This is a genomic window from Streptomyces sp. NBC_00237, assembly GCF_026342435.1.
Classification (GTDB): Bacteria; Actinomycetota; Actinomycetes; order Streptomycetales; family Streptomycetaceae; genus Streptomyces.
In genome coordinates this window covers 979941-993338 of sequence record NZ_JAPEMT010000003.1, presented here as the reverse complement: position 1 = coordinate 993338, position 13398 = coordinate 979941, and the positions used below count along the sequence as shown (strand labels likewise).

General features: G+C 69.3%; 13 protein-coding genes and 3 pseudogenes. 11 read left to right on the top strand and 5 right to left on the bottom strand.

The genetic code is table 11. The features are described from left to right. Positions 1 to 5: 5 nt before the first annotated feature. From OG897_RS31125 to OG897_RS31115, 3 genes are all read right to left on the bottom strand, one after another. The gene (locus OG897_RS31125; RefSeq protein ID WP_266662016.1) at positions 6 to 557 is read right to left on the bottom strand and encodes a chloramphenicol phosphotransferase CPT family protein; all 552 of its coding nucleotides are present in this window, start codon (positions 555 to 557) and stop codon (positions 6 to 8) included. A 109-nt stretch (positions 558 to 666) separates the two neighbouring features. Further along, positions 667 to 918 carry a hypothetical protein gene (locus OG897_RS31120; RefSeq protein WP_266662014.1) on the bottom strand — a complete coding sequence of 84 codons (252 nt, stop codon included), beginning with the start codon at positions 916 to 918 and terminating at the stop codon, positions 667 to 669. Positions 919 to 921: 3 nt separating this feature from the next. Then, positions 922 to 1176, bottom strand: coding sequence for a hypothetical protein (locus OG897_RS31115; RefSeq protein ID WP_266662012.1), 255 nt, complete (start codon positions 1174 to 1176; stop codon positions 922 to 924). Positions 1177 to 1456: 280 nt separating this feature from the next. On the opposite strand from OG897_RS31115, the gene OG897_RS41085 reads away from it, so the two are divergent. The 4 genes from OG897_RS41085 to OG897_RS31095 all read left to right on the top strand — a co-directional run bounded on the left by OG897_RS41085 (position 1457) and on the right by OG897_RS31095 (position 3894). Continuing rightward, positions 1457 to 1915, top strand: coding sequence for a helix-turn-helix domain-containing protein (locus tag OG897_RS41085; RefSeq protein ID WP_353963763.1), 459 nt, complete (start codon positions 1457 to 1459; stop codon positions 1913 to 1915). Then, positions 1822 to 2016, top strand: coding sequence for a hypothetical protein (locus OG897_RS31105; RefSeq protein ID WP_266662010.1), 195 nt, complete (start codon positions 1822 to 1824; stop codon positions 2014 to 2016). Before OG897_RS41085 ends, OG897_RS31105 begins: the two co-directional genes overlap by 94 nt. Then, a complete protein-coding gene (locus OG897_RS31100; protein ID WP_266662009.1) occupies positions 2017 to 2319 on the top strand; it encodes a hypothetical protein in 303 nt (100 codons plus the stop codon). It abuts the gene before it with no gap. Between the two features lie 102 nt (positions 2320 to 2421). After that, positions 2422 to 3894 (top strand): WGR domain-containing protein, encoded by a 1473-nt coding sequence (locus tag OG897_RS31095; RefSeq protein ID WP_266661985.1) that lies wholly within the window; start codon positions 2422 to 2424, stop codon positions 3892 to 3894. Between the two features lie 34 nt (positions 3895 to 3928). On the opposite strand, the pseudogene OG897_RS31090 reads toward OG897_RS31095, so the two are convergent. Further along, a pseudogene (locus OG897_RS31090) lies at positions 3929 to 4351 on the bottom strand (uridine kinase); the annotation flags it as partial. A gap of 905 nt (positions 4352 to 5256) precedes the next feature. On the opposite strand from OG897_RS31090, the gene OG897_RS31085 reads away from it, so the two are divergent. The 4 genes and pseudogenes from OG897_RS31085 (at position 5257) to OG897_RS40875 (ending at position 7914) form a co-directional block, all read left to right on the top strand. Further along, positions 5257 to 6192 (top strand): hypothetical protein, encoded by a 936-nt coding sequence (locus tag OG897_RS31085; protein ID WP_266661980.1) that lies wholly within the window; start codon positions 5257 to 5259, stop codon positions 6190 to 6192. A gap of 115 nt (positions 6193 to 6307) precedes the next feature. Beyond that, complete coding sequence (locus OG897_RS31080; RefSeq protein ID WP_266661978.1) at positions 6308 to 6706, top strand: hypothetical protein; 399 nt, start codon at positions 6308 to 6310, stop codon at positions 6704 to 6706. A 540-nt stretch (positions 6707 to 7246) separates the two neighbouring features. Continuing rightward, a pseudogene (locus OG897_RS31075) lies at positions 7247 to 7384 on the top strand (cellulose-binding protein); the annotation flags it as partial. A gap of 260 nt (positions 7385 to 7644) precedes the next feature. Next, positions 7645 to 7914, top strand: a complete 270-nt coding sequence (locus tag OG897_RS40875) for a hypothetical protein (RefSeq protein WP_323188121.1) — start codon at positions 7645 to 7647, stop codon at positions 7912 to 7914. Here OG897_RS40875 and OG897_RS31065 read toward each other — a convergent pair. Next, positions 7904 to 9319, bottom strand: a complete 1416-nt coding sequence (locus OG897_RS31065) for a lamin tail domain-containing protein (protein ID WP_266661976.1) — start codon at positions 9317 to 9319, stop codon at positions 7904 to 7906. The genes OG897_RS40875 and OG897_RS31065 overlap by 11 nt on opposite strands. A 269-nt stretch (positions 9320 to 9588) precedes the next feature. Between OG897_RS31065 and OG897_RS31060 the strand changes: the two genes are divergently transcribed. The 3 genes and pseudogenes from OG897_RS31060 (at position 9589) to OG897_RS31050 (ending at position 13378) form a co-directional block, all read left to right on the top strand. Next, on the top strand, positions 9589 to 10929 hold the full coding sequence (locus tag OG897_RS31060) for a M14 family metallopeptidase (RefSeq protein ID WP_266661974.1): 1341 nt from the start codon (positions 9589 to 9591) through the stop codon (positions 10927 to 10929). A gap of 185 nt (positions 10930 to 11114) precedes the next feature. Next, a pseudogene (locus OG897_RS31055) lies at positions 11115 to 11282 on the top strand (SDR family NAD(P)-dependent oxidoreductase); the annotation flags it as partial. Between the two features lie 662 nt (positions 11283 to 11944). Further along, positions 11945 to 13378: a hypothetical protein gene (locus OG897_RS31050; protein WP_266661972.1), complete on the top strand. Its 1434-nt coding sequence runs from the start codon at positions 11945 to 11947 to the stop codon at positions 13376 to 13378. Positions 13379 to 13398: the final 20 nt, after the last annotated feature.

The window sequence follows — 13398 nt, the reverse complement described above, 5'->3', positions numbered from 1 at the left end:
AATCCTCAGAGAAACCGTGCGCGAAGACGGCTGAAGGCGGTGGGTGTTGGCCTGTGTGGGAGGAATTTCTTGATCAGCTCGGCACATTCACGCGGGTCTGTTGTGCTGGTGTCGCATTCGACGTCGTAATCACCATGCTCATGGACCAGGTCGTACTGCAGCGCCGCAAGACCCGAAGGGCGATCACCACGCGCCGCTTCCCTGCGGACCAGTTCGTCCAGCGAGCAGCGGACGCCGACGAACAGCACATCCTCCGGAGGCAGCACGCTCAGGCAGTCGACAAGCCGCCACGGCTCACTGAGTACATGATCGACGATGACATCGTTGCCCACCTCGGCCATGACCGCGATCGAGCGATGGAAGCCCATCCTTGTCCGGCGCAGCGCGGTGTCGAGTTCCTCCGGTGAGAGGTCCCGCTTGGTGCGCATCGCGTTGAAGCTGTCGACGGCCAGGTGGAAGAAGACGCCATCGTCCAGGATGTCGAGCAGCTCCCGGGCAATGCTCGACTTCCCCGAACTGGAAGTTCCGTTGAGGAAGATGATCCGACCAGCCGTCATGCGGACATGATCACACAGTCTCCCCCCACCCGGACGAGGCCGCTACCCGCAACCATGCCCACTCACTGCGAGAGAGCTACACCCTGCTCGGTTTGGCGTGACCTGCGGGTCAGTGCTCGTCGTCGTGTCGGCGTCGTCTACTCAGGAACTGGTTGGCTGCCTCGACTGCTTCCCGGTTGAGCTCTTCACGCGAGACGCCCCAGCTCTCTTCCCAGTCGTCCAGATTGATCGCGCAGGAGACGAGATGTTGCAGGTCCTCGGGGTAACCGAGGTCGTAGGCGATGTCCGCCCAGATGAGGTGTGTTCCGGTGGCCGGGTGGAGAGACCCGTCCGCGATCTGGCTGGCGATCCAGTAGGCCATCGCCTACTTCGCGGCTCGCGGGTCGGCCGGCGGGTGAAAGGCCAGCCCCAGCTCCTCCAACACCTGGTCGAAGAGCTCGGGTGCTTCGGGTTCCTCGCTGCGGAGGAGTCCCGCCAGCAGGGCGAGTGAAGGGCTCTCGAAGCCGGCGATCAGGGCATCCAGTCCGGCCTGGATGAGGCGGTCGGATCCGACATGCCTTCCGAATGCCCTCTCGCGCGCGAGGTGGCTGAGCTGCTTGAGTGCCTCGTCGTGCGTCATCTGGGCCTTCTTCATCGGTACTTTGGGATGGCAGCCTCCCGTCGCATCAGCGCCAACAGATTCAGGCGTACCTCCTCTGGGGGCGGGCGGTGCGCCGTAGCCGTGCGTTCGCTGGCTACGGCGCTGGGGCATCGGCGGGATGTCGGGGCATCAGCAGGTGGACCAAGCGGCTAAGCGAAGCTGGTGAAGTTGGTCGCGTTGGTTAGGCGTGCTGGGGAGGTATGCCATGCCGAACATCCTCCGAGTCGTGCTGGCCGACGAGTAACGCCGTGGCCTGCGCATGCTGTCGGCCCGCCGCGATCTGACCCAGTACACGCGGCAGCGCGCCGAGTGCCTTCGTCTCCTCGATCAGGGCCGGTCCGTTGCTGAGGTCGCGGGCGTGCTGGAGCGCCATCCGGTCACGGTCCGAGCCGCTGTCCACCGTTTCGAGGAGGGTGAGGTCGCTGGGCTGCCGGATGGCCTGCGGCCGGGCAGGCCAGCGAGGCCGCTGGGAGCGGAGAACCGCGCCGCGCTGGGCAGGCTTCTGGACGGCTCCGCTCAGGCCCGGATCACGTGGACGGTTCCGGCTCTGCATGGTTGGCTGCGGGACGAGCGTGGGGTGGGAATCTCTGCGGACTGGCTGGGCGAGTTGCTGCGGCGCGAGGTTTGGACGCGGCGGTCGACACGGTCGGCTTCGAAACCCGCGCGCACGGCCGCCCGGCCGCCGAGGAGGCCCCGGCCACCGTCCTCAACTCCCTGATGACGCTCACCCGCGCCGACGGTGCGCTCGGCATCCCCGGCCTGTACGTCACCGATGACCCGGGCGGCGTCGGCCAGGGCGCCCGCACCGGCACGCTCTAGGTGCGCCTGGGGCTGGGCTGGGCGAAGAGCCACAGCATCACCTCCGGCCAGTGCCCGGTCATGCGGTACCACCGGGCCCTGTCGATGGCGATCCTGCACGAGTGCGTCCAGATCGCGATGGCGGTCAACGCGACGGTGATCCCGCTGAACGAAGCCCCGCGCGGTTACGCCGAATTCGACCAGGGTGCGAGCCGCAAGTGCGTCCGGCGCGCTGAGCGGCGTTCGCCCGGTGTGAGTCCGCGTACGTCCGGTCGGGTGCGGGCAGCTCGACCGCCGCCCGCGGTACGGGTGCCCCGCACCTGACCTGCGGTGCAGCGCTCCTTGCACCGGTTGTCAGTGGTGCCCCCTACCTTGGGATCAGTGGAGATCGGCTGCTGGAGGCCGGTCATTGGGGAGGGCTGTGCCATGTCTGTTGCCGGTGTCGGGGAGATGACCTATCTGGAGCTGTCCCAGGAGGACGGCGGCGCCCACAAGTTCTACGAGGTGACGGTCTCGGGGACGACCGTGGACGTGCGGTACGGGCGGATCGGCGCGGATGGACAGCGGCAGAGTTCGACCTTCCCGTCGGTCGCGAAGGCGAAGGCCGCGGCGGCGAAGAAGGTGGGCGAGAAGGTCCGCAAGGGGTACGCGCCCGCCGTGCGGGGGCAGCGCGCCGCACGGGCGGTGACGCGCCGCCAGGTGACGTCCGTCCCCTCGACCGCACGGGCGACCGCTCCGGTGCTGTGGCGGTTCCGCACGGGCGCTTCGGCTTTCGGCATCCACGTCGACGAGGACCACTGCTGGGTCGGCAACCAGAGCGGCGATGTCTACACGCTGGCTCACGACGGCGAGGTGCTCGCCAGGTACCAGTTGCCGGACGGGGTGAAGTGCCTGGTCGCGGACGACTTCTGGATCTACGCGGGGTGCGACGACGGCAAGGTGTACGACCTGTCGTCCAAACTGCCCTTCGCCGCCTACGAGATCGCGGACGACGTCGACATCTTCTGGCTGGACATCCACGAGGGCGTGCTCAACGTCGCGGACCGGGACGGCGGCCTGACCGTGATCGACCACGAGGACGAGTTCCAGTGGTCACGGCGCTCCCGGGGGAGCAACGCCTGGATGGTGCGGGCCGACGCCGACGCGGTTTACCACGGCCACTCGCAGGGCGTGACCGCGTACGCGGCAGACGGCCAGGGCGAGTTGTGGCACCACAGGACCGCAGGCAACGTGCTCTTCGGCTGGCAGGAGGACGACGCCGTGTACGCGGGCACCGCACGGCACGTCGTGGAGCGCCTGTCGAAGGCCACCGGCCGGTCGGAGGCGACGTACTCGTGCGACGCGGCGGTCTACTCGTGCGCGACCTCGTCGGGCGGCGAGTACGTCTTCGCGGGCGACCTGGCCAGTTCCGTGTACTGCTTCGCCGCCGACGGGACCCGGCTGTGGAAGCTGGGCACGGGCGGCGGCGCGGCGCTGTCCATGCAGTACCACGCGCAGAAGCTGTACCTGGTGACCACGGACGGCTCCCTGGTCTGCGTGGACGCGAGCGAGTCGGCGATCACCGCGGCCCAGGGCGGAACGGTGCCGACGGCCCTGGACGTCAAGCAGTCGGCGGCTCTGCCCACCTATACGCCGGCGACGGTCGCCGCAGCGGTGCCCACGGTGAGCGTGACCTCGCTGTCCGGTGCCGGGAGCACGGGCGGCGTGGTGGTGGAGTGCGTGCAGGGCCCGGGCGGCCGACTGCGGGTGCACGTCGTCTCCGAGGGCTACCAACCTTCGTGGAACGTGCAGTTCCCGCGTGCCATCCGGGAGGCGGGCGCCCGCTACGTGGTGGACGGGCTGCACGGTTCGCAGGGCGGTTTCTACCGGGTGCGGGGCGAGATACGCCGTCTGGTCTGAGTACGCGGCGCCCCAAGGCACCGAACGCGGGGTCAGTCCCGGGGAGCCCGGTCCAGGCCGGATACCGCGCGTCGTCCGCCCGTACGACGACATTGGCGGCTTCCGAGGGAGCGGACTCCTCCTCGTACCGTACGAATGCCGGGAGCGTCCACCGTTCGTCCTCGGCGGTACGCCGCTCCAGCGCTCCCGGCGACAGCCGTACACGCACCGTCAGGTCGAACGGGAACCACCGGCCGAACAGCAGCGGCCCGTGCATCAACAGCACGCCGTCGGGCGGGAGTCGTACGTACGGGCTGCGCGTCGCGCGGTCGGTGGCGGGGTCCCAGAGATCCGGCAGCACACGTCCGTTCCCTCCGGCCTCCAGCGGACCGAAGACTTCGCGCCACAGGGCTCCGGTGTCGAACCACCCGTCGAAGTAGGTGTCCTGGTCCTGCTTCCCGTACTCGAAACGCAGCGAGATCGTTCCATCCTGATTCCGCAGGTCACAGGGCTGGTGTGGGCCGGGAGTGACGGGCTCGCACCGGCCAGGAGCGTGATCGTTGCGGGGAGATCATCGGCCACCTCTGGACTTCGGTGTTGGCGAGGACGAGGAGGGCTCGCTGGGGGATTTGAGTGCAGTTCCGGGAGCATGCGGCCTGGGAGCGGAGTCGGAGCTGGCGGTGGCGTGAGCGTTTTGCCTCCCCCTTGATCACACCGGCCGCATGACGCAGACCACGCCGCCGAGATGGGGGCCGACATCGCCGGGGGTTCCTGGGAATCCGGGTGTGCCGCCGCAGGGGTTCATGACCGTGTGAGGTGCCCCCGGCGGTGTGGACACTCTGCAATGGATCTTGTAGATCCGAGGAAGGGTGTCCTGGTGGGACGTAGGTCTCCGTATCCGGAGGAGTTCAGGAACGACGCGGTGGCGTTGTACCGCGCCGCTGGTGGAAAGCGCACAGTGTTCGGGCTAAGGAATTTGCGAGACTTCCCCGCTCCCGGAGAACCCTCCGGCCGCGCCGTGCCGTGCGGGCACAGGCGGGCTCAGCCCATCGCCGAGGCTGCGCGGACTGGTTCGGACAGGAAAGCGGCCCGTCGGTCCGACGGGGCCGACAGCGCCTCGCAGCATCATCGGCGTTCGTCGTGCTCGGCCCCCGGCCCTCATCGTTCGGCCCTCGACCAGGGTGTTGCGGCATGCGCAGCCGCTCTGGGAACCCGCCACGCCTCCCCTGCGCCGGAGCCAGTTGTCCGGTGTTGTTTGTACGGCAGGGGACGTCCGACGCCGAACAACGCCGTCGGGCTAGACAGGGTGGCGGCTGCCCCGGGTGACGGGTCCGGCCTGTCGGGAGTACGACCCCGCCCCCCTGCCGAAGAGGAGCCGATCGCATGCCCAAGCGGAACGGTGCACGGACCTGGCCGGTCGCCTCGGTCCTGCTGAGCGTGACCGTCGCGGGCCTGGGCCTAGCCGCCTGCCAGTCGGCTGAGCCCGCGAAAGTTCCACCTGCTGCGGTCCCCGCTCCCGCCGCCACGCCACGCGCGGCGGCTGCCCAGGAGCTGGACCTGCTCCACCGCGCGAAGCAGATCCTGCTGCGCGACTGCATGCGGGCCCGCGGCTTCGTCTACCTGCCGGTCCCGCGGGAACCAGTCCCGGAAGCCCGAGACTTCCCGTACGGCATAGACGATCCGGCCTGGGCGGCCAGGCACGGGCTGGGGTCGGACATCGACCGGCAGCGGGACCGGATCCGCCGCCAGGACCCGAACCAGATCTACTTCCGGGCCCTGTCGCCAGAACGGAAATCCGACGCCCTGCGGGCCGCCAACGGCCCCGAGCCCACCGGGCTGACCGCGCGTACGGCCGACGGCGCGATCCTCACCCGCAGCAGCCAAGGTTGCCAGGCCGAGGCCGACCGCACGCTCTACGGCGACCTCGGCCGCTGGTTCCAAGCCGCCTCGATGGCTGAATCACTGGCCGAACTGCGCCGGCAACGTGTCCTCGCCGATCCCGGGTACGCCCAGGCCGCCCGAGTCTGGTCCGCCTGCATGCGCAAGGCGGGACACTCGTACGCCGACCCCGCCCGACTACGAGCGGCTGTCGAAACGCTGCAGCCCCTGCCGAAGGCCCGCGAAGTGGCCATGGCACTCGCCGAGGCCCGCTGCGCCCGCAGTTCGGGACTGGCCGCCACCGCAGCAGAGCTGGACCGCGAGCACGCCGCCCGTCTGCGCCAGGGGCGTGAACCCGAGGCCGACGCGCAACGGCGACTTCAGCTCACCGCGCTTCCCCGCGCCCGCTCCGTCGTGGACGGTGCCGCAGCCGGGGAATGAGCGCGGGCCCCGTGCCCGCGCGACACCGCACAACCCAGCAGAACAGCAAACCGATCCATTCGTGAACCCCACGATGAAAGGCACGACGATGAATCGACTACGTACCGCCCTTGCCGTGACCGGCGCTGCCCTCGCACTCACCACCCTGCCTGTGGCAGCCCATGCCTCCGAAGCACCCTCCGTCCCGGCGTCGCGCGGGGCGGCGGCCGACGGCAAACTCCACGTCTACCTCGACTACAACTACGTCGGCGAGTGCGCCGCGTGGGCGGGGAACTCGGCGAACTGGGGCACGTGCCGCAACAAGGTCTCCTCCCTGAGCAACACCGGGTATCCGGGCAGCCTGGACGACGTCTGGGTCTACTACGGACCCAACTACACCGGGGCCCGGCGAGGCGTGCACAACGGGGTGGGCCTGGCCAACCTCACCCAGTGGACCTTCGACCCCAACACGGGCAGCGGTTCCGGCCAGCAGCTGAACGACAACATCGCTTCGCACAAGTGGACCAACCTCTAATTCCCTAGGTAACTGGCGCGAACGGGCCGGGCGCAGCCGCGGAGCCACGCCCGGCCCGTCGACGCGAACGCTCTGGTGAGCCGGTCCGGAGATCCTTTCGCAGTAGCGGCAGCTGCGGTCGATGATCTGGTCGACGGTCTTGGTCCACTTGAACGGGTGGGGCGGTGTCGTTCCAGGCATCGTTCCACTCTTCGAGGGCGGTCTCGACGGCCTCATAGCCGAACCCCTGGCCAAGTCACCGGGACAACGTCCTGGCACGGCAAGAGAAGTCAACCGGGCGTTGAGGATGCTGGCCGAGTAGTTCGCCATCACGGAACGCGCACCCGTCGCCCGAGCGGGCGCGGGTCCCACTCTGGCGGCGCGGACCGAAGCCGACGCTTTGCACGCTGACGCCGAACGACGCGCCAGGGAGATACTCGAGACCGCACGGCGTCAAGGCGATGACATGCTGGCAAGGGCCCAGCTGATGGTCGGCGAGTACCAGCGCGAACTGACCATCCTGACTGAACTCCGCGACAGTCAGGGAAGAGACGAAGGCCCCCGTTCGGCTTCGAGGTAGTCCGGCGCGGATACGACCGGGCCCAGGTCGACGCCCGCCTGACCCTGCTGGTCGTCGACCGCGACCGGGCTCTCGAACGCATCGTCGAACTTGAGAAGCGGATCGAAACTCTGGAGGTAACCCTCGTCCGGACCCGCATGGAAGACCCGCATGGAAGACCCGCGCAGAAGGGGCATCACAGCCAGTGCTTCCCATCGTGCAAGCCGAGTTCCTCATCCGCGCGCCCCGCGCACAAAGACGGAACTTGCCTGCCGGAACAGAGACGACGGAGCACCGGACACCTCATCGGCTCCAGCAATCGGCGGGGACGACCGCTGCAGGTAAATCCTGATCCACAAGGGGAACGTTCACCCCCCACACGCACGGGGACGACCTTGCCGTGGCGGCTCAGCCGGTCAGCCACCTCGGACAACCCCTGTGCGCGCGGGTCAGTTCGTCCAAGGACGGAGCGCGGACGGCAGCGACGGTGCACGCCCCGTCCGGGCACTCCGGGTCCAGCCGCACCGTGGTCGGCGCGATCTCCCGCGCCGTCCATCTCGTACGCCTCCTCGATGCGGCCGAGCTGCCCGGTCCGGCCACCGGCTCGCCGCTCCCGCTCGGGCCGAAGCTGTCGGTGAACGCCCTGCACGGCACCAGGGTCAGCAGGTGATGGTGCCCCTGCGCAGGGCGTGGCCGCCGTCGTTCGAGTCGTCGGACCAGTAGACGGGCTTGGATCCGGCCACGCACTCGCCTGCGAGGGAGAAGCCCTCGTTGTTGTAGTTCGGCATGCCGCCGGGCCGGTTGTAGACGGCAGTGGTGGCGAAGACGCCGCTGGTGCCGACCTTCAGAGTGCGGTGCTGGCCGTCACAGGTGTCGTCGCACACCGCCCACAGGCGGGACGCCTGCGGCTCCCACTGAAGCTCCATCACACCGGGCATGCCGCTGGAGAACGAGGCCACGCGAGTGTAGGTGCCGGTGTCGGCCAAGACGTAGCCGTAGATCATGCCGGTGCCCTCGACGCCGACGAAGAAGACGCCGCCGCTGTGGGCGGTGTAGCGGCCCGGGTCGTAGGCGGTGCCCGTCGAGGCGTCCTTGAAGCCGGCGCCGGTCAGCGCGGTGTCGGGGATCCAGGTGATGCCTTCGAGTCCGCGGTTGGAGCCGGTCGAGGGGATGTCGGAGGTGAGGTTCCATTCCTTGGTCGCGGTCAGCGAGGAGCCCGAGCCGCTGACGTCGTACTTCAGCACCGACAGACGACTGGTGCCGGAGGCGTCGCCGTTGCGCTCGCTGGCGACGAACGCCCCGCCGGCCAAGCCCGCACCGGTCAGGGTGACGCCCTCGCTGTCGGGGCTGCCGGAGCCGCCGGGGAAGCGCACGGTCTTGCCGGAGGACCAGCCGCCGGCGGTGTCGGGCTTCCAGCCGCCCGACCCGTCACGGACCAGGCGCCACAGCTTCCCGCTGTTCTGCGCACCCCAGAGCACCTTGCCCTCCTGGTAGAGGCCGCTGAGGTCCTGCCCGAACACGTTGGAGCCGTCCGCGTTGGTCACGCTGCCGCTACCGGGCCACGCCACGGGCGTCGTCGATCCACCGCCGCCGGTGCCACAGCTGTTGGCGCTGCCGAGGGTCACGGTGGTCACCTGCTTGAAGGCGCCGGCGCCGTCCGCGCAGCGGGACCACGAGGCGTCGGAGTGGTCGCTCCAGACGAAGCTGTCGACCAGGGTCTTGCCGTCGGCGAGGTAGAGACGGGCCTCGTCCTTGGAACCGAGACCGAACGTGCCGCTGACGTCGAACGCCCGGAAAGCGCGCGGAGCCAGCGTGGTCCCCGAAGCGATCTTGTAGGAGTGGTTCTTGTCGTCGTCCTTGAGGATCCAGCCCGAGACGTCGACCGCGGCCGTGCCCTTGTTGTACAGCTCGATCGAGTCGTGGACGTCACCGGTGGTCACGACCTCGTTGACGCTGACGTCGCCCGCCCCGGCCCCGTGCGCCGCGGGCACGCCGGTCAGCGCGCCGGCGGCGAGGAGCGGTACGGCGACGAGGAGACGGGAAAGAGCACGTCGGCGAGCGGGCGATACGGTCACGGGGGTCCGTCCTGGAGATGTCGGGGCAAGCGGCCGGGCTGACGGTCCCGCCCCGCACCGAACGGAACTCCTCCACTCAGGAGGACAGTTCACGAACGCCCGGCAAAATCATCCGGCGAACCCCGAAAATGCCATCAGTAGGCCGCAACTCGCCTACTCCCGACGGGGTTTGGCCAAACACTGCATTGACCGGGGCATGTCACGCCTTCGATGATGGGCCAGCACCGCACGCGCCGCATCAAGCCCACCCCCACCCCCGAGGAGACTTCATGCGACTTCGGATACGCGGCAGAAGATCCGCCGCGCTTGCGGCACTTCTCGCGCTCGCCGTGGCGGCACCCATCACCGCCAACGCCTCACCAGGCCCGGCCGACCAGGCCCCCCGGAAGGCGACCACCACGGACAGCGACGAGATACGCCAGTACGAGATCCCGCTCCGCGACGACCGCGCGGCCCGCACCGCGCTCGCCCGCACCGGCGTCGCCATCGACGAGGTCGACGCCCGCGCGGTGGTCGTCTCGGCCGACCGCCAGGAAGCCGCGAAACTGCGGAAGTTGGGCTACAGGCTCAAGGCCCTGGCAGGACCCCCGAAGCGTACGGACGGCCACGCGATCGAGCCCAAGGACTTCCCGCCCGCCGACGCGAAGTACCACAACTACGCCGAGATGAACGCGGAGATCGACCAGCGCATCGCGGCGTACCCGAGCCTGATGACGAAGAAGGTCATCGGCAAGTCGTACTCCGGCAGGGACATCGTCGCCATCAAGATCAGCGACAACGTCGGCACCGACGAGGCCGAGCCGGAGGTCCTCTTCACCCACCACCAGCACGCCCGCGAACATCTGACGGTCGAGATGGCGTTGTACCTCCTGCGCGAACTCGGCGCGGGCTACGGCTCCGACGCGCGCGTCAAGAAGATGGTGGACTCCCGCGAGATCTGGATCGTCCCCGACATGAACCCGGACGGCGGCGAGTACGACATCGCGACCGGCTCCTACCGCAGTTGGCGGTTGAACCGGCAGCCCAACTCGGGCGGCCGCACCGGCACCGACCTGAACCGCAACTGGGGCTACAAGTGGGGCTGCTGTGGCGGCTCTTCGGGCACCCCCGGCTCCGAGACCTACCGGGGTACGGCCGCCGAGTCGGCGCCCGAGGTGAAGGTCGTCGCCAACTTCGTGCGCAGCCGCGTCGTCGGCGGAAAGCAGCAGATCAAGGCCGCGATCGACTTCCACACGTACAGCGAACTGGTGCTGTGGCCGTACGGCTACACGTACAACGACACGGCCCCCGGCCTGACCAAGGACGACCGCGACGCGCACGCCGCCGTCGGAGGGAAGATGGCCGCGAGTAACGGCTACACGCCCGAGCAGTCAAGTGACCTCTACATCACGGACGGCACGATCGACGACTGGCTGTGGGGCAACCAGAAGATCTTCAGCTACACCTTCGAGATGTACCCGAAGTCCGCGGGCAGCGGCGGCTTCTACCCGCCCGACGAGGTCATCGAACGGGAGACGTCGAGGAACCGCGACGCGGTGCTGCAGCTGCTGGAGAACTCGGACTGCATGTACCGGTCGATCGGCAAGGAACAGCAGTACTGCGTGAGTTGAACGACACACACGCGCTGAGACACGTTTAGCTGAGACACGCGTACTCGACGGCCCCGGGCTCTGCGCGGTCCGGAGCCGTCGTCTGCCGCACGCGCCTGGACGTCGCGATCCTCGAACCCGCCGACCAGCAACCCGCTTTGCCCACCGTCTCCCGCGACGACCGGAACGTCACCCCAGGCCAACGTCAAGGCTGCGGGCACTTCGTGAACATCGCCTCCGTCGGCGCCCACGAGGTCTCTCCCACCGCCGCCGTCTACTGCGCCACCCCATTCGCCGTCCGCGCGATCTCCGAAGGACTGCGCCAGGAGTCCACCGGGAACATCCGGGCGACCCTCGTCCCGCCACCCGGCATCCCAGCGTCCCGGGCCGACCACGACAGAAGGATCGCCCGGGGCAAGCACCCCACCCAGGCACTGCTCTGCCTCGCCCGAGGCCGGACCGACGTCCTCTTCGCAGTGCTCCGCGACCGAAACCTGCCACGGACCACTGCCCCCCCCAGAGTCTTGCGGACGCCCCTATGCCTCAACGGCTCTCTGCCTTGGCCAACGACGCAGCAGGGACGCACCAGCCTGCTGATCTCCCACCGGCTGGGCGCGGTACGCACGGCGGACCGGATCGTCGTGCCGAGCGGGGGGGCCGGACCATCGAGTAGCTGCGCACCGGCTCGCTGGTCGAGCACGGCGGAATGTACGCACGGCTGTTCGCCCTTCAGACGAGGGTCCACGGACCGGACGGCCGACGGGTTCCGCAATGTGACTGTTCGATGCCCCTGCGCTACAAGTCGGTGTCATGCTGGGCGCGTTGACGCGCGTACTTCCCCGCGTCGGCCTCGTGAGATCTGCGGGCCGGGCCCGTCCTCGACAGAGGTGAACGGGCTGCGGACCCCACGGTCGACACCTGTTCCTCCTCTTCCGGTTACGGCGCGGTCCGCCACTGCGCAGCCCTCCTCGCGGGCGGTCCGCGAGGCGTCTGGTCCGTGCCTGCGGGCGCGGACATCAGGAAGGGGAAGATCATCATGTCTTCTGGCACCAGATCCGCCCGGCACTTCTCTCCGCACCGTCGGCCGCGGCGACGGCTGACCGCGCTGCTGGCAAGCAGCGCCCTCTGCGTGACGGGGCTTTCCGCGACGGGCGCGGCACCGGCTGCCGCGGCCGGGCAGGCACGCGCCGCCGCCCCGGTCGCGTACGTCGCCAACTACGGCTCGGACACCGTGTCGGTGATCGACACCGCGACCAACACCGTCACCGCGACCGTCTCCGTCGGGTCGGCCCCGGCCGGGGCCGCGGTGACTCCCGACGGCAGCAAGGTCTACGTCACCAACGACAACTCCGCGTCGGTGTCGGTGATCGACACCGCCACCGACACGGTGACCGCCACGGTTCCCGCCGGGGCGAGGCCGACCGGGGTCGTGGCCTCCCCGACCCGGGTCTACGTCACGAACTACGCGGCTGACACGGTGACGGTCCTGGACTCCGCGACCAACAGCGTCACCGCGACCATCCCGGTCGGTGGTCAGCCGACCGGCATCGCGCTGGCCCCCGACCACAGCAGGGCGTACGTCGCCAACACCAACGGCAACTCGGTGTCGGTGATCGACACCGCCACCAACACGGTGACCGCGACCGTCCCCGCCGACAGGCCGAAGGCGATCGCGGTGACCCCCAACGGCGCCCGTCTGTACGTCTCCTCGCAGAACGACGGCGTGGCCACCGTCATCGACACCGCCGCCAACGCCGTCACCACCACCGTTCCCGTCGGCACGGGGCCCTACGGCGTGGCGGTCTCCCCCGACGGCACCCGCGCCTACGTGACCAACGCGGGCAGCGACACCACCTCGGTCATCAGCACCGCGACCAACACCGTCACGGCAACCGTCCCTGTCGGGGACTTCCCGATCAGCGTCGCGGCGACCCCCGACGGGACCCGCGCCTACGTCGCCAACCTGGGCAGCGACACCACCTCGGTGATCGACACGGCGACCAGCACCGTGAGCACGACCGTGCCCGTCGGCAGCAGCCCGGCCAGCGTCGCGATCACCCCGGCCCCGGCAGCACCTGCTGCCGCCGACATCGACGTGAACCTCACCGCGAAGCCGCAGCTGAGCATCCTGGTCCCGTACCTCACGTACACACTCACCGCGCAGAACACCGGCCCGAACGCGGTCACTTCCGCCACCCTGAAGGCGGTTCTGCCTCCGGGCGCGGGCGCGACGAACCTGTCCTCCGGATGCACCACGGGTTCCGGAGCCGTGACCTGCTCCTTCAGCAGCATCGTGCAGGGGGCCAGCGTCAGCAAGACCTTCCGCGTCCCCCTCCACCTGCTGGCGCTGGGCACGGTGAAGGTGACCGGCACCCGGACCGCTTCGGCGCCCTCCGACCCCAACGCGGCCAACGACACCGCGAGTGCCACCTGCACCGTCGTCTCGGTACTCCTCGCCGTCTGCCCCTGACGAACACGTCTGCGCCCGGC